Source organism: Microcoleus sp. B5-D4 (assembly GCF_036705145.1).
GTDB lineage: Bacteria > Cyanobacteriota > Cyanobacteriia > Cyanobacteriales > Microcoleaceae > Microcoleus.
The window spans coordinates 1-22452 of record NZ_JAUBTV010000089.1; the positions used below are offsets into that span (position 1 = coordinate 1).

Annotated in this window: 20 protein-coding genes and 1 pseudogene; 7 read left to right on the forward strand and 14 right to left on the reverse strand. The window is 47.3% G+C overall.

From position 1 onward, the window contains the following. From QUB10_RS28275 to QUB10_RS28285, 3 genes are all read left to right on the forward strand, one after another. Positions 1 to 189 (forward strand): hypothetical protein (locus tag QUB10_RS28275; protein ID WP_333206549.1); only part of this gene is annotated, 189 nt, incomplete at its 5' end. 98 nt (positions 190 to 287) lie between these two features. After that, the gene (locus tag QUB10_RS28280; RefSeq protein ID WP_333206551.1) at positions 288 to 785 is read left to right on the forward strand and encodes a hypothetical protein; all 498 of its coding nucleotides are present in this window, start codon (positions 288 to 290) and stop codon (positions 783 to 785) included. A gap of 89 nt (positions 786 to 874) precedes the next feature. Next, positions 875 to 3511 carry a CHASE4 domain-containing protein gene (locus QUB10_RS28285; protein WP_333206552.1) on the forward strand — a complete coding sequence of 879 codons (2637 nt, stop codon included), beginning with the start codon at positions 875 to 877 and terminating at the stop codon, positions 3509 to 3511. A gap of 271 nt (positions 3512 to 3782) precedes the next feature. Here the strand turns inward: QUB10_RS28285 and cobO are convergent, their stop codons facing one another. From cobO to QUB10_RS28305, 4 genes are all read right to left on the reverse strand, one after another. Then, positions 3783 to 4418, reverse strand: coding sequence for a cob(I)yrinic acid a,c-diamide adenosyltransferase (gene cobO, locus QUB10_RS28290; RefSeq protein WP_333206554.1), 636 nt, complete (start codon positions 4416 to 4418; stop codon positions 3783 to 3785). Positions 4419 to 4476: 58 nt separating this feature from the next. After that, positions 4477 to 5055 (reverse strand): Uma2 family endonuclease, encoded by a 579-nt coding sequence (locus QUB10_RS28295; protein WP_333143954.1) that lies wholly within the window; start codon positions 5053 to 5055, stop codon positions 4477 to 4479. 105 nt (positions 5056 to 5160) lie between these two features. Next, positions 5161 to 5739: a Uma2 family endonuclease gene (locus QUB10_RS28300; protein ID WP_333206556.1), complete on the reverse strand. Its 579-nt coding sequence runs from the start codon at positions 5737 to 5739 to the stop codon at positions 5161 to 5163. A 159-nt stretch (positions 5740 to 5898) separates the two neighbouring features. After that, positions 5899 to 6516 (reverse strand): hypothetical protein, encoded by a 618-nt coding sequence (locus QUB10_RS28305; protein WP_333206558.1) that lies wholly within the window; start codon positions 6514 to 6516, stop codon positions 5899 to 5901. Positions 6517 to 6633: 117 nt separating this feature from the next. Here QUB10_RS28305 and QUB10_RS28310 point away from each other — a divergent pair, with 117 nt between their 5' ends. The 3 genes from QUB10_RS28310 (at position 6634) to rimM (ending at position 9530) form a co-directional block, all read left to right on the forward strand. Continuing rightward, a complete protein-coding gene (locus QUB10_RS28310) occupies positions 6634 to 7887 on the forward strand; it encodes a molybdopterin-binding protein (RefSeq protein ID WP_333206560.1) in 1254 nt (417 codons plus the stop codon). Positions 7888 to 8090: 203 nt separating this feature from the next. Then, entirely contained in the window at positions 8091 to 8723 is a 633-nt protein-coding gene (locus QUB10_RS28315; RefSeq protein WP_333206562.1) for a response regulator transcription factor, read from the forward strand. 165 nt (positions 8724 to 8888) lie between these two features. Next, on the forward strand, positions 8889 to 9530 hold the full coding sequence (rimM, locus tag QUB10_RS28320) for a ribosome maturation factor RimM (protein WP_333056199.1): 642 nt from the start codon (positions 8889 to 8891) through the stop codon (positions 9528 to 9530). 69 nt (positions 9531 to 9599) lie between these two features. On the opposite strand, the gene QUB10_RS28325 is transcribed toward rimM, so the two are convergent. The 7 genes from QUB10_RS28325 to ntrB all read right to left on the reverse strand — a co-directional run bounded on the left by QUB10_RS28325 (position 9600) and on the right by ntrB (position 18768). Further along, on the reverse strand, positions 9600 to 10058 hold the full coding sequence (locus QUB10_RS28325) for a phosphate-starvation-inducible PsiE family protein (RefSeq protein WP_333143950.1): 459 nt from the start codon (positions 10056 to 10058) through the stop codon (positions 9600 to 9602). A gap of 364 nt (positions 10059 to 10422) precedes the next feature. Continuing rightward, a complete protein-coding gene (locus QUB10_RS28330; protein WP_190662657.1) occupies positions 10423 to 10737 on the reverse strand; it encodes an RNA-binding protein in 315 nt (104 codons plus the stop codon). Positions 10738 to 10753: 16 nt separating this feature from the next. Next, on the reverse strand, positions 10754 to 10900 hold the full coding sequence (locus QUB10_RS28335) for a hypothetical protein (protein ID WP_333206564.1): 147 nt from the start codon (positions 10898 to 10900) through the stop codon (positions 10754 to 10756). 449 nt (positions 10901 to 11349) lie between these two features. Beyond that, positions 11350 to 13521: a nitrate reductase gene (locus tag QUB10_RS28340; RefSeq protein ID WP_333206566.1), complete on the reverse strand. Its 2172-nt coding sequence runs from the start codon at positions 13519 to 13521 to the stop codon at positions 11350 to 11352. Positions 13522 to 13895: 374 nt separating this feature from the next. After that, positions 13896 to 15551, reverse strand: a complete 1656-nt coding sequence (locus tag QUB10_RS28345) for a nitrate ABC transporter ATP-binding protein (RefSeq protein ID WP_333206568.1) — start codon at positions 15549 to 15551, stop codon at positions 13896 to 13898. A 104-nt stretch (positions 15552 to 15655) separates the two neighbouring features. After that, entirely contained in the window at positions 15656 to 17680 is a 2025-nt protein-coding gene (locus QUB10_RS28350; RefSeq protein ID WP_333206570.1) for a nitrate ABC transporter ATP-binding protein, read from the reverse strand. 218 nt (positions 17681 to 17898) lie between these two features. Beyond that, positions 17899 to 18768, reverse strand: a complete 870-nt coding sequence (ntrB, locus tag QUB10_RS28355) for a nitrate ABC transporter permease (RefSeq protein ID WP_333206571.1) — start codon at positions 18766 to 18768, stop codon at positions 17899 to 17901. 18 nt (positions 18769 to 18786) lie between these two features. Here ntrB and QUB10_RS28360 point away from each other — a divergent pair, with 18 nt between their 5' ends. Continuing rightward, complete coding sequence (locus QUB10_RS28360; protein WP_333206572.1) at positions 18787 to 18948, forward strand: hypothetical protein; 162 nt, start codon at positions 18787 to 18789, stop codon at positions 18946 to 18948. Here QUB10_RS28360 and QUB10_RS28365 read toward each other — a convergent pair whose 3' ends face one another. The 3 genes and pseudogenes from QUB10_RS28365 to QUB10_RS28375 form a co-directional block, all read right to left on the reverse strand. Then, entirely contained in the window at positions 18949 to 20280 is a 1332-nt protein-coding gene (locus QUB10_RS28365; protein WP_333206573.1) for a CmpA/NrtA family ABC transporter substrate-binding protein, read from the reverse strand. It abuts the gene before it with no gap. A 162-nt stretch (positions 20281 to 20442) separates the two neighbouring features. Continuing rightward, positions 20443 to 20769, reverse strand: a complete 327-nt coding sequence (locus QUB10_RS28370) for a 2Fe-2S iron-sulfur cluster-binding protein (RefSeq protein ID WP_333206576.1) — start codon at positions 20767 to 20769, stop codon at positions 20443 to 20445. Between the two features lie 21 nt (positions 20770 to 20790). Continuing rightward, a pseudogene (locus tag QUB10_RS28375) lies at positions 20791 to 22326 on the reverse strand (ferredoxin--nitrite reductase); the annotation flags it as partial. Positions 22327 to 22452 lie beyond the last annotated feature (126 nt).

The following is a 22452-nucleotide window of genomic DNA, read 5'->3' on the forward strand; positions in this document are numbered from 1 at the left end:
CCGTCCTTTTTGGACGGGCGGGACGCCCATCCCACAATAACAATTAAAATTGTAAGTTATTTAATTCGCGATCCTAAAATGGTATTATTTGACGGGTCGATCGCCAGATCGGGGCGGACGCAAAATTGGTCAAAACTAATCTTAGATTTATGTTCAGGAACCGGGCGGGCGATCGTTCCTTCAAGTTAATAGCCAAAATTAAGCCAAATACCCGGTTTCTCTACGATCTTTGTGAAAATGGTACAAGAGGCGCTTGGAACCAGCTATTTTAAATTTTGGGGTCTGGAGTGGTTTTGACTTATTTGATATTGACAGGAAGTTTAGAAGCGATCGCGATCGTGCTTGCTCTCTCGCCCGGTAACTTCAGCATCGCATTCCCCGCACGCCGGGAACAGGACTCGGACATCAAATCCGGCGTTTTAAGCTCGCAATCCCCGCCAAATCCTGGGCCAGATACAGCTAGCACAGGTTTAGCAGATGGCATTTACCTCTACGGCCAGTCGAGCCAGCCAGAGGAAATTAAACAAGAATATTTTGTATTTGAAATGCGGCAGAGTAAGGTAGTCGGCGCTTTTTACCTGCCTCGGTCTGCTTTTTACTGTTTTTACGGCACGGGCGAGCTAACTCAGTTAAATTTAACAGTAGTGGACACTTACGACGGCAGTCGCTCTCCCTACTCGGTAAACCTGCAACAGTATTACCCAATTTCTACCATCAGCGAGAACGATCGGCGCATCTTGGGTATTTGTAAAGAATCTCACAAAGAGCAGGTGTGGGAAAAGTAGGAAACACGCGCTGCGTCACCAGTCAATCGATTTTAGATTTTAGATTTTAGATTTTAGAATTGAAGAAAGCAACCCCACTGATAAATCGGGTGCCCCCGAACCAAATTGCTTTCGGTCAGGGTTCAGGAAACAGTAGTAAAATTGCTCCTGAGTTGAGAATTTCGGACGGACACCACACACATGGCACAATGAAACTGCGTCGAAAAACACTATCGATCATTGGCATTACCATCGCTGGACTGACTAGCATTCTGTATGTCGCCTCCTCAAGCATCCTCTTGGGCAGCCTGATCAAAGCAGAGGAACAAGAAGCAACACAGGTTGTCAAGGGAGTGCTCAGTGTTTTCGGGCAAACCGCAGATGACTTCAACTCGCGCTTTGCCGACTGGTCGTCCTGGGACGACACCTACGATTTTATCCAAAACCGCAACTCAGAATTCATTGCCTCTAATTTAGTTCCAGAAGGGCTGGCTAATATAAGAGTTAATATAGCCATATTTGTCAATACTTCGGGCAAAATAGTTTACGGTACGGGTTTAGACAGCGAAAAGCTGAAACTAACGCCTGTTCCAGAAGCATTAAAACGGCGCATTTCTCTAAGCGACCCGCTGTTGCAGCACCCCAACGCCAAAAGCAGCCTCGCTGGTATCATGCTGCTACCGTCAGGGCCAATACTGATTACTTCCCGGCCTATTCTCACGACTAAAAGCACCGGCCCGATCCGAGGTACGCTGATATTCGGGCGCAATTTGGATGCTACGGGCATTGCAAAGGTTTCTAAAATTACTCGCTTGCCGCTAATCGTACACAGCGTGAATGAGGCTAGGTTGCCTGCCGACTTTCAGCAAGTGCGGGAGAAACTGTCGGAAAAAAAATCGATTTTGGTGCGTCCTTTAAGCGAAGAGTCGATCGCGGGTTACGCTTTGATCAGGGATATTTACAACCAACCTGCGCTGCTATTGCGGGTGGATATCCCCAGAGAAATATACCGGCAAGGTCAGATTAGTTTGCTGTACCTGCTGGGGTCTGTAGCGTTAGTGGGAGTTGGGTTAGTCGGCTGCACTCTACTACTGCTAGAGCGTCTTGTACTGTCTCGGTTGAGCGGTTTGGCGAAAGCAGTGAAGCGCGTCAGTAGCAGCCAAGACCTCTCGGTGCGACTACCGGTGACGGGCGAAGACGAGTTGTCCGACCTTGCCCATACTATCAACGGAATGTTGAGTGCGATCGCCCAAGCCGACAGCGAACAACTTGAGGAAAAAGCCCGCTACAGAGCCGTCGTTGAGCAAGCTACAGATTGCATTTTCCTGTGGGACGCTCAAACCAAACGTCTTTTGGAAGCCAATACAGCGTTTAGAGAGTTGCTCGATTACAGTCTTGATGTGATTTCGCAACTGACTATTTACGATATCATCGCTTACTCTAAAGACCTAATTGACAACAATATCGAGTTGCTGCTGACGGACAAACAATTCAGAATTGGCGAAGTTCTCTACCGCCGCCGAGACGGTTCCTGCGTGGATGTAGAAGTGAGCGGGAGCGTGATTTCCTACGGCGGCCGCGAGATTATTTGCACTGTTGTCCGCGACATTACCGAGCGCAAGCAAGCCGAAGCCGAACTGCGAGCCTCGGAAGAACGGTACAGACTTTTGTTTAAAAATAACCCCCATCCGATGTGGGTTTACGATTTAGAAACTCTGGAATTTATAGCCGTCAATCAGGCAGCAGTCGAACATTACGGCTACACTCGCGACGAATTTCTCAAGATGACCGTTGCGGACATTCGTCCCCCCCAAGAGATGCCGAGATTGATAGAAAATATCTCTCCAGTAGATGCCGGTATTGAGTTTGCAGGTGTGTGGCAGCACCAGAAAAAAGACGGAACAATTATTGATGTAGAAATTACTTCTTATGCTCTGGTATTTGATAGTAGAAATGCTGAATTAGTGCTGGCTCACGACGTAACCGACCGCTTGCAAGCCGAGGCAGAACTCTACAAGGCAAAGGAAGCTGCAGAAGCAGCTAATTTGGCTAAAAGCCAGTTTTTGGCTAACATGAGCCACGAACTGCGAACTCCTCTGAATGCGATTATCGGTTACAGCGAGATTCTGCAAGAAGAGGCTTTAGATTTGGGCGAGGAAAATTTTGTGTTGGATTTGGAGAGAATTCACAATTCAGGCCAGCTTTTACTTTCCTTAATTAATGATATTCTGGACTTGTCGAAGATTGAAGCCGGTCACGCGGAACTTGAATTAGAAACTTTTGACGTGTCGGAGGCCGTTCAAGATGTAGCCCGAACTGTTGAACCGCTATTTTTGCGGAACACTAATCGCCTGAATGTGGAATGTCCTAATAATATTGGCGAATTGTATTCCGATCAAATTAAGTTTACTCAAATTTTGTTTAATTTGCTCAGTAATGCAGCTAAGTTTACTCATAAAGGGACAATTACACTCAGCGTTGAAAGAATTAAAAATGACGAGAATCGTTGGAATTCGGAACAGTTAATTATTAAGTGTTCCGATACGGGGATTGGGATTACTCCTGAACAGCTACAAAAGTTATTTCAACCTTTTACGCAAGCTGATGCTTCGACTACCCGCAAGTACGGAGGTACGGGTTTGGGTTTGTCAATAGCGCAGAAATACTCTCAGATGCTGGGGGGAGAAATTACTGTGAGTAGCGAGTTTGGCAAGGGGTCAACTTTTACTCTGATGTTGCCAGCATAGCTCGATTTTAGATTTTAGATTTTAGATTTTAGATTTGGTAAAAAGTCCTGACTATAAACAACATACATACGGTTTGTAATCAGGGCTTCATATCATGTCCGATCGAGTTACCGCGATTAAAAGGGCGGGTTTTTGAGATAGTCAATTATTGGCAGATATTTTTCGTGAGGGGAGCCCCTACCGTATTAGGGGTAATCGACCGGACATAATATCAGTCCACTCCCAATCAGCTTTTAGCTAATTAGGACTAAACTTTTGAAGACCAACAACATTAATACTCAATACCTGCTTGAGCTTTAATCCCTTGTTCGCGGAATGGATGCTTAACTAAAGTCATTTCTGTCACCAAGTCTGCCCGTTCAATTAGCGCCGACGGGGCACCTCTGCCTGTTAAAATAATGTGGGTTTCTTCGGGTTTTTGGTCTAACCCGGAAAGCACTTGCTCGACTTGCAAATAACCTAGTTTTAATGCTATATTGACTTCATCTAGAAGAACTAATTTAAATTCGGGATTGCAGATAAAAGTTAGGGATTTTTCCCAGGCTTTTTGAGCTGTTTCGATATCTCGATCGCGGTCTTGCGTGTCCCAGGTAAAGCCTTCTCCCATTGCGTGAAATTCTAGCTGTTTTTCCCAGAGTTGAAAAACGGCTTTTTCTGCAGGTTCCCAAGCTCCTTTGATAAATTGTACTATGGCGACGCGGTATCCGTGACCGAGCGATCGCACAACCATTCCCAAGGCAGCCGTGGTTTTGCCTTTACCGTTACCCGTATTGACTATAATTAAACCTTTTTCTTTGGAGGAGTTAGCGATTCGCTGTGATTGCACTTCTTGGCGCCGCTGCATTTTCTGTTTGTGTTGTTGGGCTGTTAAGCCAGTGGTTGCAGTGGTTTCTGTATTGGTTTCCATGAGATTTTTTTAACCGCAGATGAACGCAAATAAACGCTGATAGATGCAGGATGTCTAGTTATTGCCACAGTGTTTTCAAGTTTAGCACGAAACCGGGCAAAACATCTTCTCCTGAAAGTTCTGTTGGACATTCCAAAACTTCTATTTCTTGTCCTTGGCGATAGATTTCGACTCGGCGCGTTTTGCGGTTGATTAACCAGCCTAATTTTACTTGATTATTCATGTATTCTTGCATTTTGTCTTGAGTATCTTTGAGGCTGTCGGTTGGCGACATTAACTCTAAGACAAAATCCGGGGCAATGGGAGGAAATTTTTGTTTTTGTTCGGGAGTGAGTGCATCCCATCTTGATTTTTCAATCCAAGAGACATCGGGAGAACGGTTTGCGCCGCTTGGCAGTTTGAAGCAAGTTGAAGAATCGAAACAAATTCCCAGTTGAGTTTGTCTGTTCCAAATTCCAAAATCAGTAGCTATTTCAAAATTGTAATTTCCGGTTTCTCCTCCTGTGGGTGGCATGACGATTATTTCTCCTTTGGCGTTGCGTTCAAATTTGACATCGGGGTTTTCGCGGCACAGTTGATAAAATTGGTCGTCGGTTATTTTGGCGATCGAGTTGAAGTTAATGGTAACTGCTATCATGGTATTTTAGAGGCTGCATTTGGAGTATTTTAATGGCACATGAATGCTGAGCGATGCAGGTAGTCTGTTCGCCCCGAAAATATTGTTGTTAAAGTCGATTTTGCCTTACGCCCAGACTAGCTGCAAATTTAGCACGAAACCGGGCAAAACATCCTCTCCCGATAGTTCTGTTGGACATTCCAAAACTTCTATTTCTTGTCCTTGGCGATAGATTTCGACTCGCCGGGTTTTGCGGTTGATTAAACAGCCTAGTTTTACTTGGTTATTCATGTATTCTTGCATTTTGTCTTGAGTATCTTTGAGGCTGTCTGTCGGCGACATTAGCTCTAAAACAAAATCCGGGGCAATGGGAGGAAATTTTTGTTTTTGTTCGGGAGTGAGTGCATCCCATCTTGATTTTTCAATCCAAGAGACATCGGGAGAACGGTTTGCACCGCTTGGCAGTTTGAAGCAAGTTGAAGAATCGAAACAAATTCCCAGTTGAGTTTGTCGATTCCACATCACAAAATCCGCATTAATTTCTGAATTGTAATTTCCGGTTTCTCCTCCTGTGGGTGGCATGATGATTATTTCTCCCTTGGCGTTGCGTTCAAATTTGACATCGGGGTTTTCGCGGCACAGTTGATAAAATTGGTCGTCGGTTAGTTTAACTATGGAGTTGAGGTTGATTGTAACTGCTATCATGGTATTTTATCAGGATGCGTTGGGACTTTTAAGCCAGATTATGTATATGAATGGGGCTCAAGGCCGAGCGATGCAGATGCTGTAAATATTATTAAGAGTTAAGAGGATTTAATGGATATCTTTTTAGGCAGTTTTGCTCATTATATCACATCATTATAACTAGCTATTAATAGTTTTATAAAACGCTTTTTGGAGGAAACACTTACAGACATACCAATAATAAAATGCAATGTTGATTTCGCTAAACAGTTTAGGTACTCCCTCTAGTAAACTGGAGAATATTTTGTTTTTTATATGCAGGGAATCCACGCCGATCGCAAAAAACAACAAGCCTACACCCGCTAACAATATTTGGTAGGGAGTTAACTGTAGTTCTCGCCGAAAAAACCATCCGTAGGATGACAAAACCACGGCGTATAAAAGACTTACTCCGAGCTTAGGAATTCCCCATGCTACCATATATATATGAATTCTGTAAATTTCATTTAGTAAAAATCCACCTGTTAACAAAGCCGAAAACATAATAAATCGATTTTCTGAAGTGCGCGGTTGAATACTTTGAGCTAATTTATAGGTGAAAGTACAAACAATGACTGGTACAGAACATAAAATTTGGAAAGTTCGAGTTAACAAGGCGACATTGGGATGGGGATAAGAATAAGGCGGAAAGAATAAATCGCTGATTTTTAACCCGGAAAGTTGAGTGAAAAATATCAGTATCGCCACCACAAATAAGGATAAACAATTGAGTCTAACAACCAAACGAGAAATAGTCATAAGCAATTAATCCCCAAAATTAGGTTTACTGCCCAAATAAAAAAAAATTATATCACCAATATCTCTGGATATTTTGCTAAACTTAATCATGAGTGTTATCAAAACAAGGAGACAGTCATGCTGTCAGTGAAAGAAGCAGAATCGATCGTTCTAAATTTGGCGCAACCCCTCGACAGTCAGCGGGATGTAGAAACTGTAGACTTACTGGCAGCATCGGGGCGCATTTTGGCTGCACCCGTCACTGGTTCCCTGGATTTTCCTTATTGGGATAATTCAGCAATGGATGGGTACGCGGTGCGGTTTGCGGATGTGGAAAATTGTAGCGCCGAAAAACCAGCGGTACTCGAAGTAGTTGAGGAAATTCCAGCCGGATATCAGCCTCAAAATACCGTCCAATCGGGGCAAGCGGCGCGAATTTTTACGGGTGCTATGATGCCAGCGGGTGCTGATACGGTGGTAATGCAGGAAGAAACAAGGCGTGAGGGCGATCGTATTTTTATCTTAGTTTCTCCTGAAAAACCGCAAGCATTTGTCAGACACAAAGGCGCTTTTTATCAAGCAGGGACAACTTTGCTAACTCCCGGTACAGTTATCAATGCCCCAGAAATGGCGGTGTTAGCAACTGCCCAGTGCATTCAAGTTCCCGTTTATCGGCGGCTGCGGGTGGCAATTTTTTCTACTGGTGACGAATTGGTATCGCCTGACGAACCTTTGGCACCGGGGAAACTGGTAGACTCGAATCAGTATGCTTTGACAGTTTTGTTGGCACAAATGGGATTTGAACCGATTCGATTGGGCATAGTTCCTGATAATGAAGAGGCGTTAAAGAAGGCGATAGCCGGGGCTGTGGCGACGGCGGATGTGGTACTTTCTACGGGGGGCGTCTCGGTAGGAGACTACGATTATGTCGAGAAAATTTTGACGGATTTGGGAGGAAAAGTTCACATTAGTTCTGTGGCGATTAAGCCGGGAAAACCTTTAACGGTTGCTGAGTTTAAACGAGGTGAAAAAAATTCGGATTGTCTCTATTTTGGTTTGCCTGGAAATCCGGTTTCGGCTTTAGTCTGCTGTTGGCGGTTTGTTGTGCCTGCTTTGAGAAAGATGTCTGGGCTTGGCGCGGATGCTTGGGGGCCGGAGTTTCTCAAAGCTAGGTGTAATGCTGAATTGCGATCGCAGGGCCGGCGCGAAACTTATGTTTGGGGTAAACTACATTTAGTTGCGGGAGTCTGGGAATTTGAACCTGCTAGCGGCAGCCAAAATTCAGCGAATTTAATTAACCTCGCCAATACGAGTGGTTTAGCAGTTTTGCCACCAGGGGACACCTGGATTGTACCGGGCGAATTCGTGGAAGTTTTAAAAGTTAGTCATTAGTCATTAGTCATTAGTCATTAGTCATTAGTCATTAGTCATTAGTCATTAGTCATTAGTCATTAGTCATTGGATCGGTATAAGTTCATGTAAAATATTAACAACTAAGTAATCTTCCTTCTTCCTTCTTCCGACGGACATCGGAGTGACATTCGTTACATCCGTTACATCCGTTACACAATCCGTTGCCGAACTTCCTTCGTATTATGAGAATTTTAATTGTTGAAGATGACCCGATGATGCAACTGGGATTAGAGCAAGTTTTAGCCGATTCCCCAGACATAGAAATAGTAGGACAAGCAGAAGACGGCTATTTAGGCGTAGCAGCCGCACTGAAACTCAAACCTGATATTATTGTAATGGATATCGGTTTGCCACGGCTCGACGGCATAGCAGCGACGCAGCAAATTAAAGCGCAATTGCCAGAAGTTCGAGTAGTAATGTTAACTTCTCACACGGCAGAAACGGAAATTATTGCTGCCCTTTCTAGCGGGGCTGATGCTTATTGTATTAAAGGTGCTTCCGTAGACAGGCTGTTAGCAGCGATTGCAGCCGCAGCAGAGGGGGCTACATATCTTGACCCTCAAATTGCCCGGACTGTCATCGAACACCTCAAACCCCCCATACCTGCCTCTACAACTACTTTTGGTCAGTTGTCGCAGCGGGAATTGGAGGTGTTAAAATTAATGGTGGAAGGTAACAGCAATCCAGAGATAGCAGCGGCGCTTTACTTGAGTCCAAATACTATTAAAACTCACGTTCGCGGTATTATGAATAAGTTGGCAGTGGATGACCGCGTGCAAGCCGCAGTTGTAGCGCTGAGAACGGGATTGGTGTAAAGAAGTCAGTAGTCAGTAGTCATTAGTCAGTAGTCAGTAGTTATTTGTTGTTTGCTACCAATGCCCTGTTTGGCCCATGCCCAATGCCCTGTTTGGCCCATGCCCAATTCCCTGTTTGGCCCATGCCCAATTCCCAATTCCCAATTCCTAATTGCCAAAAAGTTTATGTCTGAGTGGATAGAAATCGGTAAAATTGTAGCAGCTCAAGGTTTGGACGGGGAAGTGCGAGTCTATCCCGATTCGGATTTCCCGGAAAGGTTTATCGAACCGGGGAAGCGGTGGATTTTGCGCCCTAACAAAAGTGAACCGGAACCGATCGAGTTTTTGGGCGGTCGCTACATTCCGGGCAAAGGGCTGTATGCTGTAGAGGTAGAGGGTGTGGAAGACCGCGATAGTGCTGAGGCGCTGCGGGGCTGTAAGTTGTTTGTTGAAAAGACCGATCGACCTTACCTCGAATCTGATGAGTTTTACGTCCAAGATTTGATCGGTATGGAAGTTTTTAACCAGTTAACCGGGGAAATCTTAGGCAAGGTAAGTGATATTATTCCCGCAGGTAACGACCTTTTAGAAGTAGAAACGAATCTAACTGCGCCGGAAACTGTTGCTGCAGAATTGGAAAAGCCAAAACAGCCTGAAACTCCCCAAGCCAACGCTGACCCCAGAAATACCCGCAAACCACGGAAAATTCGCGTTAAAGAGCCTAAATCCACAAAAATCTTGATTCCTTTTGTGGAAGAGATTGTGCCAGTTGTTGACTTAGAACAAGGCCGAATTGAAATTGTGCCTCCTCCTGGTTTGTTGGAATAATATCATGTCCGGTCGCTCGATCGGATCTGATATTAGTTATTAACAATTCCCACTTCTCAATTCCCGATATTAATCTTTTCCTCTATTTGTGGCTCGCACTATCAAGTAGCTGATGGAAAGCGCGAAAATTGCAGTCGCCAAACCAATCAAGTCGGCTGCGGTTTTCTTTTCCAGGTCAAGAATGATTATTTTTCGAGATACTGCTATCAAAGAAGTTACAATAACTAGCTCTACTTGAATTACGTGCTTTTTCAGATAAGCTGTAATATTTTCCAAGATTTCCAGAGCAATTAAAACATTTAAAAATAACCCAAATATCACAAACAACGTGTCTTTTAACAAATTATCAGTGTGGTTTACCAATTCTTTTGCTAAAAAAATCAGCAAATCGCAAACGCTGAGGAGAATTACCCAAATCATCGCCAGTGATAAAATTTTAGATATTACTACTTCTACACTTTCTGTAAAATGCAGAAAATTTTCATCACTGCTTGACTTGGAAATTTGCCTAAATATTTTTTTCAGCATACCAGTGATTTAGTCTTAATTCTTAATTAATGATTTTGTCATTGTTCGGTACACTTTGCAAGCGTAAAACTCTGCGAGTGTGTAGTTTCACAACGGCAACCGGGCACTGGGGAAGGCGACTCTCTCTGCCTGTTATATTTTATACTTTTTCCTGTCAGCTAGGAATCGATCGCACGCGATGAACTCCTGCTTAATAAATTTTTGCCATAAAAAAACCTCAAACTATTGTCTAGCAATATTTTGAGGCTTTTAAGGCGCGGTGCGACCACTGAACTAACTATCTATTCTCAACAGAGAATGATGGTTGACTCCCAGCTTGCTCCGACGCAATATAGAAGATAGCTAAAAATTTAGCTCGGGTGGTTTAGTAGCGACGAGAATTGCCACCGCGATCGTTGTTACCCCAGTTACCACCACCAGCATTACCACCACGTTCTTCACGGGGTTTTGCTTTGTTGACTTTGAGGTCGCGACCCATCCACTCAGCACCGTCAAGAGCCTCAATGGCTGCGGCTTCTTCGGCTTCTGTAGACATTTCTACAAAAGCGAAACCCCGCATCCGACCTGTTTCCCGGTCAGCAGGCAACTGAACGCGCTTTACTGTACCGTACTCTCCAAAAGTTTGGTTGAGGTGCTCCTGCGTTACTTCGTAGGATAAATTGCCGACATAGATTGACATTGAACATTCTCCAGAATCAGAGTGTGTAGAGATTTAAATCCGGAGGAACGCCGATCGAACGAACTGCACTGCCGAAAATAAAGCCTTGTAAAAACATCATAGCACCTACAGGTGCAAACTGCAATTGTCTGACTCGATTAATTAAAAAGAAGGCAGAAGGCATTCGCCAGAAGACATTCTCCCGAAGGAAAAACCCCCATCAAGAAGGAAAGACTCAGAATAAATAAATTTAATTTTCCTTGTTTCCGAGCTCTGGCGGGGAAACCCAGTTTTTAGGCTACGTAATGGCATAACGATGTTAGGTTTTAGATCTGGGATTTGGGATTTAAGATTTATGTGTAGGGTATGTCCAGGTTCAAAATTGCTCGATCGAGAGAGGTTTTCACCCCAAAAACGGATACCAGCCCCGGACTCCTGTCGCCAAGAGTGCAAAATTTTAGACTCTTGTTCCAAATCCCAGATTCATCTGTGGAGTAAATCTTCAATCGTTCGACTGAGCGCGATTGACGCTCGCACTCGCCAAACATCAACCCGGTTCCTCCCCATGTCTAAAGCCCGCGGCTTCCCGCTCGTTCGGCGGTGATGTGTAACATCCCGTAGTTCGAGGGCAGCTCAAGAAGTGACGGCGAGGCTGGATTTTTGCCAATTAAATTCCTCAACTTCTGCGACAGGTTCTGCCCCAACCAGCACCAACTGCACCGCACAAGCTTTTAACTCAGGCTGTTTGGAATCTGGACAGCTTGCAGCATGAGTCATGGCATTGGCTTCAGCGCCTTCGGCCCACAGAGAACCCCAGTGCATCGGTACAAATAGCGTACCCGGGGCGATCGCCTTTGTGACTTTTGCCGGAAACTGCGCCTTGCCGCGGCGCGATCGAACTTCCAGCAAATCCCCCTCCTTAATCTGCAATTTGGCAGCATCGCGGGGGTGAATTTCCAAAAACGGATCGGGGTGCAATTGATTAATTTTTTCTGTTCTACCCGTCCGCGTCATCGTGTGCCAGTGTCCGTAAACTCTCCCTGTCGTCAACACAAACGGATAATTCGGATCGGGAGGTTCTGCCAGTCCCCGCGAGTGATAGGCCGAAAATCTCGCCCGCGCATCAGGAGTGTGAAAACGCCTGTCTGTATACAGCCGTTTCGCTTCGTTCGCTGGATGCACAGGCTCGTTTTCCCGGCAAGGCCACTGCTGGGGGCCTTGTTGGCGGATGTATTCGTGGCTCAGGCCGGTCATGTCGCAAGGCTGGCCCCGCGTCAACTGCGCGTACTCTTTAAAAACCTCCGCACTGTTCTCGAAAGCAAAGTGTTCGGCAAAACCCAACCGCCGTCCCACCTCGGCGAAAATGCTCCAGTCGTCGCGGGCTTCCCCGGAGGGAGTGTCGAAACCGGGACAAAAGGTAACGCGGCGTTCGGAATTCGTCATTACTCCGGTTTTTTCGCTCCACTGCGTTGCCGGCAGCAGGATGTGAGCGTAGGCAGAGGTTTCAGTGGGATAGTAAGCTTCTTGATAAATAGTAAAGGGCGATCGCAGCAAAGCGGCTTTAGTGCGTTCCAAATCCGGCATACTCACCACCGGATTAGTAGCTGCAATCCACAGCAACTCGACATCGCCAGTTTCCAAACCGGTGATCATATCCCAAGCTGTGCGGCCCGGATTCGGGGAAATACTTCCCGGTGCGATTCCCCAAAACTCCTCGACTTGGGTTCTGTGTTCAGCATTTTTCACAAAACGGTAGCCTGGGAGCAAGTGAGACAGTCCTCCGGCTTCCCGCCCTCCCATCGCGTTTGGCTGGCCGGTGAGGGAAAACGGGCCGCATCCCGGTTTGCCGATTTGACCTGTCATTAAGTGCAAATTAATCAGCGATCGCACCTTTGCCGTGCCTTCCGACGACTGATTCATTCCCATCGACCACAGCGACAAAACCCGCTGCGACTGTTCCCAGTAGTTTGCCGCCGTTTCTAACTCGCTGACAGTAATGCCGCAGCGCGAGGCTACAAACTCCGGCGTGTAGCTGCTAATCACCTCAGCAAAAGCTGAAAAATTCGCCGTGCATTCTTCAATAAACTCTGAATCTATTGATTGCCTGCGTAACAGCAAATATGCAATTCCATTAAGCAAATCTATATCCGTACCCGGTTTAATTGCTAAGTGCAAATCCGCCGCTTCAGCAGTCGGAGTCCGTCTTGGATCTACCACAATCATCTTGACATTTGGATGCTTTTTGTGGTATTTAGCTAATCGATTGAATACGATCGGATGGCATTCTGCTGTATTGCTACCGATAATAAAAGCGCAATCTGTTAATTCTAAATCGTCGTAACAGCAAGGCGGCCCGTCCGAGCCAAAGCTTTGAACGTATCCAGAGACTGCTGAAGACATACACAAGCGAGAATTAGCATCAAAATTATTAGTACCCAGACAACCTTTCATTAGTTTCTGGGCAATATAATAATCTTCTGTTGCGAATTGACCCGAACCGTAAACGCACAAAGCATCGGCGCCGCTGGTGCTGCGAATTGTTTGGATGCGATTAACAATTGCATCGAGAGCTTCGTCCCAGCTAGCGCGGCGGAACGGTTGGTCGAGAGTATCTCGCATCATCGGATACAGTAGCCGATCGCTCCGAATAGACTCTGCTACGGTTGCTCCCTTAATACAAACCATGCCCTGACTCGATGGGTGATTGCGATCGCCCCGCACTTTCCAACTTTGTTTTTTGTCGGGAACAACTTCTAGACCGCAACCTACACCGCAGTATGGGCAAAGAGTTTTTATAGTTTCCATCTGGTGATTTTAGATGCTAATTTTTGAAAGCTAATGGGTAATTCGTAATTCATCATTATAGCGGGAACTGATGGCTCCTGCAAATAACGTGTCAATCATTACTAAATTTCCGCATATATGCTTCCCAGAAACGGACAATACCCTGATTTAAAATTAACCGCTATATTACTAAAACTCGCGATCGCTCTCGCGTGTAGTCAGCTTCTGGCTGCTACTAAATCCCTCTCAAACAGAGGTACTCCAGACCTAAATCTTGTCACCCCACCTAGGGGGAGCTAGGAGGATTTATTGCATGACTCAAACAGCGGCTAGGTAATACTTTTGACTGGGTTGTTGATAGCAATCTGAGATTTAGTGCGGAAGTATTATGCCGCCTACTTCTCTGTTTTAACTTCTAATACGCCACCGTTGGTGGGGCTAAAAGTTACTTGGAACTCAGCAGTTTTTTCAGAGCCTGCTGCGGCATCTGCAGGAGTTTGCAAAACCGGCAGAGGAGTTTCTTTGACGAAATCTTTAGCTGCTTTATTTGTGGGATCGAACTGTAGGATCTCCCCGTTTTGTTTTACTTTGACCCGATAAGTCAAGCTTTCGGTAAATGTCGGAGTTGTTCTCCATTTTTGGTCGATTTGTGCATACAACTGCTTTCCGATCGCATCGAGTTGGGCTTGGTCAGAAATCACTGATGTGGCAGTGGTGGCTGCATTGGGCGTGGCGCTGTTAGCAGCAGCAATGGGTGCAGGACTTGCAGCAGCAGCGATGGGCGCGGCGCTGTTAGTAGCAGCAATGGGCGCAGGACTTGCAGCAGCAGCGATGGGTGCAGGGCTACCAGTCGGTGCGATCGAACTTGCTGCGATTTGCGGGCTGGGGGGAGAACTCACAATCGCCCCAGCAGTCGGCGCCGGAGGTGCAGTTTCTGCTAGTTTCGCTTGCTTTAGCTGGCTGGAAACAACCGACATATTGACGGCAGCTAAAGTAAACATTGCTACGAACCACGAGGAGGCCAGGATGCCACGTTTGATCGACGAGGCTTCTGAGGGCTCGGCAGCGTGAGACACAAAAGGTGCAGGTGCAAGAGGCCTGTCAGCAACCGCAGGCTTTTTGCTAGCAGGTAATGGCATCGGTAACGCGACGGCTTCTGTCTCCGAGTCCGTTTCTTCACCTTCTTCGTGGTGGGCGTAGCGAGAAAACAGGAACTCCAAAGCAAAGTTACGCAGTTCGTAGTATTTCGGGTCTTCCATAATCCGCGCCCGGTTGCGGGGACGGCTGAACGGAATGTGCATATCTTCGCCGATGGAAGCTGCTGGCCCGTTGGTCATCATCACGATGCGATCGGCCAAAAACAAAGCTTCATCAATATCGTGAGTAATCATAATGACGGTAATTTTTTCCTTCCGCCAAATTTTCAGCAATTCTTCCTGCAACTCTTCTCTGGTAATCGGGTCTAGAGCTCCGAAAGGTTCGTCCAAAATCAACAGTTTGGGGCGAGTTGCCAGGGCTCTGGCGATCGCCACCCGCTGTTTCATCCCCCCGGACAATTGGCCCGGTCTTTTGTTACAAGCTTCGGTCAGCCCCACTAATTCCAAGTGTTCCTGGACGATGGTATTGTGTTCGTCTGCGGACTTTTCCGGGTAAACATTTTCCACGCCGAGGTGAATATTTTCAGTAGCAGTCAGCCACGGTAGCAGCGAGTAGTTTTGAAACACCACCATGCGATCGGGGCCTGGTTCAGTAATCTGCGAACCTTCCAGGGCTACTTCTCCGTTTGTCGGCCCGTTGAATCCCGCAATCATATTCAGCAAAGTTGATTTGCCGCAGCCCGAGTGACCGATCAAACAAATAAATTCGCCTTCATTAATAGTCAGGTTTACACCGTCGAGAACGACGTAAGGGCCTTTAGGAGTTTCGTAGACTTTCGATACGTCTTTAATAGTAAGAAAGTCTTGCTTTGGCGTTTTAAGTGTGGTTGTTTGGGGGGTTTTGAGAGTTTGCATATTTTCAGGACTGGGATTTTGGGTTGACGAATTAGACATGACAGCTTTCGATTGATAATTTGAAATTATGGAGTTAGGAAGGGGGGAATGTGGAGTCTTGTTTCCTGATTTCTTGCTCCTCATTCCCTCTTCCTATTTGCTGGCTATGCTAGCAGTTTGATGGAACACTGACTGCCTATTTGTTCAATTAAGATTTCTTCAATGCGGACGGCGCGTTTGATTTTGACATTGTGAAGATAGTCGATCGGGTCGTCGAGATTAAACACAGTGCCGTCAAATAGCTCGATCGTCCGGCGATCTCTGGCAATATCCGGCAAACCCAATTCGCGCACTGCTTGACCAAAAACATCGGGCCGCAAAACTCGATCGACCACTTCCACCCAGTTTTTCGGGAACGGGATCAGTCCCCAGCGAGCCATCTGCGCCATCACCCACACCATTTCTAGGCGGTCTGGAAAATTGGTTTTGTCAACAGAGAACTGATTGAAATTGTAGAGCATTTCTGGTTCTGCCTCCGTACCGGAGTTGTACGGATCGATGAACCCTGGACGGATGTCTTTCGGATCTGCGCCGATGTATTGTTCTTGGCTAATCAATCCTAGGACTTCTTCGCGGTTGCGGCGGTCGTCGCAGTATTCGCAGGCTTCCAAAAGCGCTTTGACGAGGGCGAGGTGGGTTTGAGGATATTTCTGAGCCCAATCTTCGCTAACACCGAGAACTTTTTCGATGTGTCCGGGCAGAATATCGAGGGAACGGGCCATAACAAAACCCGTACCGCTGTTGACTGCGTGGGAGTTCCAGGGGTCGCCTGAACAGTAACCGTCAATGTTGCCTGCTTTTAAATTCGATACCATCTGCGGGGGCGGAATCACTGTCAAGCCCACGTCGAGGTCGGGGTCGATGCCGCCGGCGGCCAGCCAGTAGCGGAACAGTAGATTGTGCATGGAGGCGGAGTGTACCATGCCCAAGGTGTGAGCTTTATCGGGACTCTTGGCGATCGCAGCTTTGAAATCCTTTAATGTCCGAATGCCTTGTTTGTAAAGGTCTTTGCTGAAAACAATTGAATTGCCGTTGCGGGACAGGGTGAGGGCGCTACAGACGGGTACAGGGGCTTGACCGTCCATGCCCAACAGCATGGCGATCGGCATTCCTGCGACCATTTGCGCCGCGTCCAGCCGTCCTTCGGCGACTCCTTTGGCGATGGCTTTCCAGCTAGGTTCGCGGCTGAGAGTAACTTCTTCCAAGCCGTGGGCTTGAAAAAATCCTTTTTCTTTGGCTACCACTAAGGGGGCGCAGTCGGTAAGGGGAATAAAGCCGATGTCGAGGTTGATTTTTTCCAGACCGTTGCGGGCGATGACAGCGGGTTGTTGTTTGGCCCTGCGCTGTTTGACCCGCTTTTGCTGGTTGAGGAAGTAAACCATTTCGTTACGCAGCGCGTAGTAACTCGGATGGTTGACAACTTCCATACGCTTGCGGGGGCGGGGAATGTTGACTTCGAGGATTTGCCCGATTTGGGCTTCCGGGCCGTTGGTGAGCATCACAATGCGATCGCTCAGTAATAAAGCCTCATCCACGTCGTGAGTTACCATCACGCTGGTGACTTTACTTTCTTCGCAAATTTTCATCAACTGGTCTTGCAAACCGCCGCGAGTTAAGGCATCAAGTGCTCCGAAGGGTTCGTCTAGCAGCAGCAATTTCGGGCGAATCGCCAGGGCGCGGGCGATCGCAACTCTTTGTTTCATCCCCCCAGAAATTTCGCCGGGGCGTTTGTCGGCGGCGTGTCCGAGTCCCACCAATTTAATGTGGTGTTCGATCACCAACTCGCGATCTTCTTGAGAGTTACCGCTGTAAATTTCATTTACTGCTAGGGCGATATTTTCGCGCACCGTCAGCCAAGGTAGCAGCGAGTAATTTTGAAACACCACCATTCTGTCCGGGCCTGGATCGCGGACTTCGCGTCCTTCTAAAGTAATCCCGCCCTGACTAGCTTTGTCGAGACCGGCGATGATATTTAGCAGCGTAGATTTGCCGCAGCCAGAGTGCCCAATTAAGGTGATGAATTCTCCCTTTTTAATTTTCAGTTCGATATTTTTAAGAGCAATGTATTGCTCTCCGTTGGGCAAGTTAAATACGCGGTCAACGTGGTCTACTTCAACAAATACTGACATGGCTCTTTTAGGTTAGTTGGTAATTTCTAGATGCTAATTATTAATGGGAAATTGGGCATTGGGCATTGGGCATTGGGCATTGGGCATTGGCCCGCGCAGGGCATTGGGCATTGGGCATTGGGCATTAATTTACAACTAATTTCTAGCAGTTTGTAGCTGGCAACCATTCCCCATTCCCCATTCCCCATTCCCCATGCCCGATGCCCTATGCCCAAATTCTATTTCTGTTCTTCGGGAACAACTTTGGAAGCGATGAAACCAACGATTCTGTCTAAAATTAAACCGACGATTCCTACATAAAGCACTGCTAGAATCACTGCACTGAGTCGAGAACTGTTGTAAGCGTCCCAGATGAAGAACCCGATGCCGACGCCGCCGACTAACATTTCCGCAGCTACGATCGCCAGCCAAGACAAACCGATACCAATTCTCAAGCCAGTGAAGATGTAAGGAACAGAAGAGGGAAGCAGGATTTTCCAGAAGTATTTTTGGTTAGGGAGGCGCAAGACGCGGGCGACGTTTCTGTAGTCTTGGGGTATTTGTTGAACGCCTACTGTGGTGTTAATTAGAATCGGCCAAATTGCGGTAATTAAGATTACGAAAAGTGCTGAAACTTCGTTAGCTTTCATCCCCAGACCTTCAAAGGGATTGAACTGTTGAAATACAGCCAGGGCGATCGGCAGCCAAGCCAGGGGCGGGATAGTTCTAAATACTTGAAACAGCGGGTCTAAAGCATCGAACATTAGGGAGTTTGTACCGATCAGGATTCCCAAACTGATGCCGAGAACTGCTGCCAAAGTAAAGCCGATCGCCACCCGCTGCAAGCTAGCCAAAATTTGCCAGAACAAGCCTTTGTCTGTACCGCCGTTGTCGAAGAAAGGATTAATAATCAGATTCCAGCTTTCTTGGACAGCTTTGATTGGCCCCGGCAAGCTGGACTCTGGACTGTTGCAGAGGATTTGCCAGATTATGAGCAGAACTGTAATTGCTACCAGCGGGCGGATGATTTTTCGGCGGTTTTTTTGAACTTGATCCAGAACGAAATTTACTGGATTTTTGCTTTTAGTAACAGCGAGGTTTGTTGCCATTTTTCTTTTTGCAGTATTGTGAATAATCGATTATTTGTAGATACTTTGAACAGAGTTCAGCAGGTTTGGCTCGTCGAACTCACCCTCCGTTTCACTCTGTCCAACACCATCACTTTTAGGGGTTTGTCAACTGTCAGCAGTCAACTGTCAACAGTCAACTGTCAACAGTCAACCAACTAATTATGCTTTTTTGATTGCCAGACTCTTCAGATATTCTTCGGGTTTTTCTGGGTCAAACTTCACGCCGTCAAAGAAGGTTTCGACACCGCGAGAAGTGGTAGTAGGAATTTGGGCGGCGGGAACGCCAAGTGCTGTCGCTGCTGCTTTCCAAATATCTTCGCGGTTAACTTTATCAACGGTTGCTTTGATGTCGGTAGTTGCCGGGATATAACCCCAGCGAATATTTTCAGCTAAGAACCAAGCATCGTGACTCTTGTAGGGATAAGAAGCATTATCAGCCCAGAATTTCATCGCCACTGGGCTGGCAGCTTCAATGCGGCCGGTACCGTAGTCAATTTGACCTTTAGAGCGACCGATAATATCTGCTACTGGCACTTTTAACCACTTATCTTGAGAGATAATTTGGCACATCTCATCCTGATTTTCTGCCTTGTCGCACCACTGCTGGGCTTCCAGTACGGCCATTGTTATTGCTTTAGCAGCTTTGGGGTTTTTCTCAACCCAATCTCCTCTTAAAGCTAAAGCTTTTTCTGGGTGGTCTTTCCAAAGTTCTCCGGTTACTAAGGCGGTGTATCCTACCTTTTGAGTAACTAGCTGAGCATTCCAAGGTTCCCCGACGCAAAAGGCTTCCATGCTGCCAGATTTCATGTTCGCTACCATTTGCGGCGGCGGTATGGGAATCACGGAAACATCTGTATCTGGATTAATACCGCCGGCTGCTAGCCAGTAGCGCATCCACAAGTCGTGGGTACCGCCGGGAAAAGTTATAGCAACAGGAAGGTTTTGGCCAAAAGCTGCTTTCAGGGGTGCGCTGTCTGTACCTACTTTTAAATCTAGGTATTTTTTGCTGATCGAAATTGCCTGACCGTTAGTATTTAACCGCGCCAGAATGTTCATCGGCACTGGCTGATTGCCTTTGGTAATAGTGCCTAATGTCATGTGGTAAGGCATCGGGGATAAAATGTGGGCCCCGTCAATGCCGCCTTTGTCGGAACCGAGTTCTAAGTTGTCGCGAGTAACTGGCCAAGATGCTTGTTTGGTAACTTGTACGTCTTTCATGCCGTACTTGGCAAATAACCCTTTTTCTTGGGCGATGATTAAGGGTGCTGCGTCGGTGAGGGCGATGAATCCGAGTTTGGCTGCGGTAACTTCTGGGGCGTCGGCGGGGTTGATGTTGACTGCTGGGGTGGCGCTGGGTGATGCGCCGTCGGCGGCGGGGGTGGCACCAGGGCTAGATGTGGTGGGACTGGAACTGCAACCGTGGGCTAGGAGGGTGCCGGCTGCTGTTGCTCCAGCGGTGATGATGAATTTTCTTCTAGAAAGGTTGCTCATTTGTCTTGAATTGTTGTTGTACTTTGAGATGGTGGAAATGTGAGATGTGAGATTGATTCCGGTTGCACCGGAATGATTGTTGACTGTTGACTGTTAACTGTTGACTGTTAACTGTGAAATGACATGATTTTGTGTGTCCCGATCGCATTTCCCAATGTCAGATTAGGCGTCGATCGTCACTTTGCCGATCGCCCGCGCGCTGCAAGTTAAAATGAACCCTGGTTCTAAGTCTGCCGCCGCGTCTGGTTTGCTGTCGTAGACTGTTTGACCTTCTAGGAGTTTCTGCTGGCAAGTGCCACAGCTTCCCGACCGGCAATTGCTGTCAAGTTCGACCCCGGCCCGTTCGGCAACATCGAGAATGAACTCATCTTCGCTGCAAGCAACTTCTTTGCCCGATCGAGCGAAAATGACAGTAGATGTCTGAGGTTTGGCTGCCGAGACTGCTGTTTCGCCTTCCTCAACCGTCAATTGCAGTTGCCGGTTCAGCAAAGCTACATCCCCTGTAGTCTGTTTGGGAACTGCCCCAAACTGCTCGACTAACAATTGATGCAGCAGCGGTTTGAGGTCTTCGCAAGGGATGCCTTTTTGGACGCAAGCACCCAAATGAGCGTCTTTTCCGACTGTGCCTCCCATGTAAATGTCTACACCTTCGAGGGTTTTGCCGTTCTTGCGAACTTTTGTGCCCATCAAACCAATGTCTGCTACCTGGGGTTGACCGCAGGAATTGGGGCAACCCGTCCAGTGAATTCTGACAGGTTTGGGTACTGAAAGTTCGGCTTCGAGTTCCTCAATCATTGCCACGGATCGGCTTTTGGTTTCGATGAGGGCGAAGTTGCAGAACTTGGCGCCGGTGCAGGAAACCAAGGCTCGTGTCAGCGGTGCGGGGTTGATCGAAAAACGCTGCAACAGCGGTTCTTTGACCAGCGATTCAATCCGCGAGTCGGGAACGTTGGGAATAATCACGTTTTCTTCCACAGTGAGCCTGAGCTCGCCGCTGCCGTAAACCTCGGCAATTCTGGCCAAATCGAACAAATCCGATGCCTGCAGCCGTCCGACGGGAACGTGCAGCCCTACATAGTTGAGCCCTGATTGTTTTTGGGGGTAGATGCCGATGTGGTCGCGTTTGTCCCAGGTGATTTCATCTTTGGGCGCGGCGGCGGGCAAAGTGCGCCCTAATTCTTGTTCGACTTCGGCTCGGAATTTTTCGATTCCGAGTTCGTCAATCAGCCACATCAGCCGCGATTTTTGGCGGTTTGCTCTTGGGCCTTGATCGCGAAACACAGTTAAAATTGATCTGCACAAATCTACAACGTCGCTGGGACTTGCCCATGCGTTGAGAGGAATTGCAGCGTCGCAGCGTTTGGCGGAGAAGAAACCCCCGACTAAAACGTTAAAGCCGATGTTGCCGTCTTTGTAAGCGGGTACGAAGGCGATGTCGTTGATTTCTGCGTGGACTGAGTTGTCGCGGCAGCCTGCGATCGCAATATTAAACTTTCTCGGCAAATTTGAAAACGCGGGGTTGCCTTCGCCGTTGTTCGTAATCATGTCTTGGACTTGGTTCGCCAGTTCCCGCGTATCTATCAGTTCGTCGGCGTCCAAGCCCGCGACTGGGGAACCCGTGATGTTACGCACGTTGTCCATGCCAGACTGGATGCTGGTCATGCCCGCTTCTTTGAGGCGGCGGAAGATGTCGGGTACGTCTTCGATGCGAATTCCGCGCAATTGCAGGTTTTGTCTGGTGGTGATGTCGGCGCTGCCGTCGTCGCCGTAGCGTTGGACGATTTCTGCTAGCGTTCTGGTTTGATTGCTAGTAATGATGCCGTTGGGCAAGCGCAGCCGCATCATGAATTTGCCGGGAGTTACTGGCCGAAAGAAGATGCCGAGCCATTTGAGGCGGTGCTCGCGATCGATTTCGTCCATTGCTTCCCAGCCGATTGCGGCGAAGTGGTCGAGTTCGGCTGTTAATGCTAAGCCATCTTTTTCGGCTTTGAGTTTTTCAAACTTGTTCAGGCTCGCTTGGGCTTTGGGTTCTACTGTTTGGGTCATCGGTTTACCCTCGCTGCTGGCTTGTGTGGGGAGGTATTGACTTGGAGCATAAAGTGTGTGTTTCCTGCTAACCTTAGTGAGTGTATGGATTTAAAACTGTATATTTAGTTACTAGAACGAATTTCT

What these genes read in the sequence shown, in the direction of transcription:
- cobO (WP_333206554.1), bottom strand. Translation starts at nt 4,418, where the DNA reads ATGGAAACCAATACAGAAACCACTGCAACCACTGGCTTAACAGCCCAA.
- QUB10_RS28295 (WP_333143954.1), bottom strand. Translation starts at nt 5,055, where the DNA reads ATGATAGCAGTTACCATTAACTTCAACTCGATCGCCAAAATAACCGAC.
- QUB10_RS28300 (WP_333206556.1), bottom strand. Translation starts at nt 5,739, where the DNA reads ATGATAGCAGTTACAATCAACCTCAACTCCATAGTTAAACTAACCGAC.
- QUB10_RS28305 (WP_333206558.1), bottom strand. Translation starts at nt 6,516, where the DNA reads ATGACTATTTCTCGTTTGGTTGTTAGACTCAATTGTTTATCCTTATTT.
- QUB10_RS28310 (WP_333206560.1), top strand. Translation starts at nt 6,634, where the DNA reads ATGCTGTCAGTGAAAGAAGCAGAATCGATCGTTCTAAATTTGGCGCAA.
- QUB10_RS28315 (WP_333206562.1), top strand. Translation starts at nt 8,091, where the DNA reads ATGAGAATTTTAATTGTTGAAGATGACCCGATGATGCAACTGGGATTA.
- rimM (WP_333056199.1), top strand. Translation starts at nt 8,889, where the DNA reads ATGTCTGAGTGGATAGAAATCGGTAAAATTGTAGCAGCTCAAGGTTTG.
- QUB10_RS28325 (WP_333143950.1), bottom strand. Translation starts at nt 10,058, where the DNA reads ATGCTGAAAAAAATATTTAGGCAAATTTCCAAGTCAAGCAGTGATGAA.
- QUB10_RS28330 (WP_190662657.1), bottom strand. Translation starts at nt 10,737, where the DNA reads ATGTCAATCTATGTCGGCAATTTATCCTACGAAGTAACGCAGGAGCAC.
- QUB10_RS28335 (WP_333206564.1), bottom strand. Translation starts at nt 10,900, where the DNA reads ATGCCTTCTGCCTTCTTTTTAATTAATCGAGTCAGACAATTGCAGTTT.
- QUB10_RS28340 (WP_333206566.1), bottom strand. Translation starts at nt 13,521, where the DNA reads ATGGAAACTATAAAAACTCTTTGCCCATACTGCGGTGTAGGTTGCGGT.
- QUB10_RS28345 (WP_333206568.1), bottom strand. Translation starts at nt 15,551, where the DNA reads ATGTCTAATTCGTCAACCCAAAATCCCAGTCCTGAAAATATGCAAACT.
- QUB10_RS28350 (WP_333206570.1), bottom strand. Translation starts at nt 17,680, where the DNA reads ATGTCAGTATTTGTTGAAGTAGACCACGTTGACCGCGTATTTAACTTG.
- ntrB (WP_333206571.1), bottom strand. Translation starts at nt 18,768, where the DNA reads ATGGCAACAAACCTCGCTGTTACTAAAAGCAAAAATCCAGTAAATTTC.
- QUB10_RS28365 (WP_333206573.1), bottom strand. Translation starts at nt 20,280, where the DNA reads ATGAGCAACCTTTCTAGAAGAAAATTCATCATCACCGCTGGAGCAACA.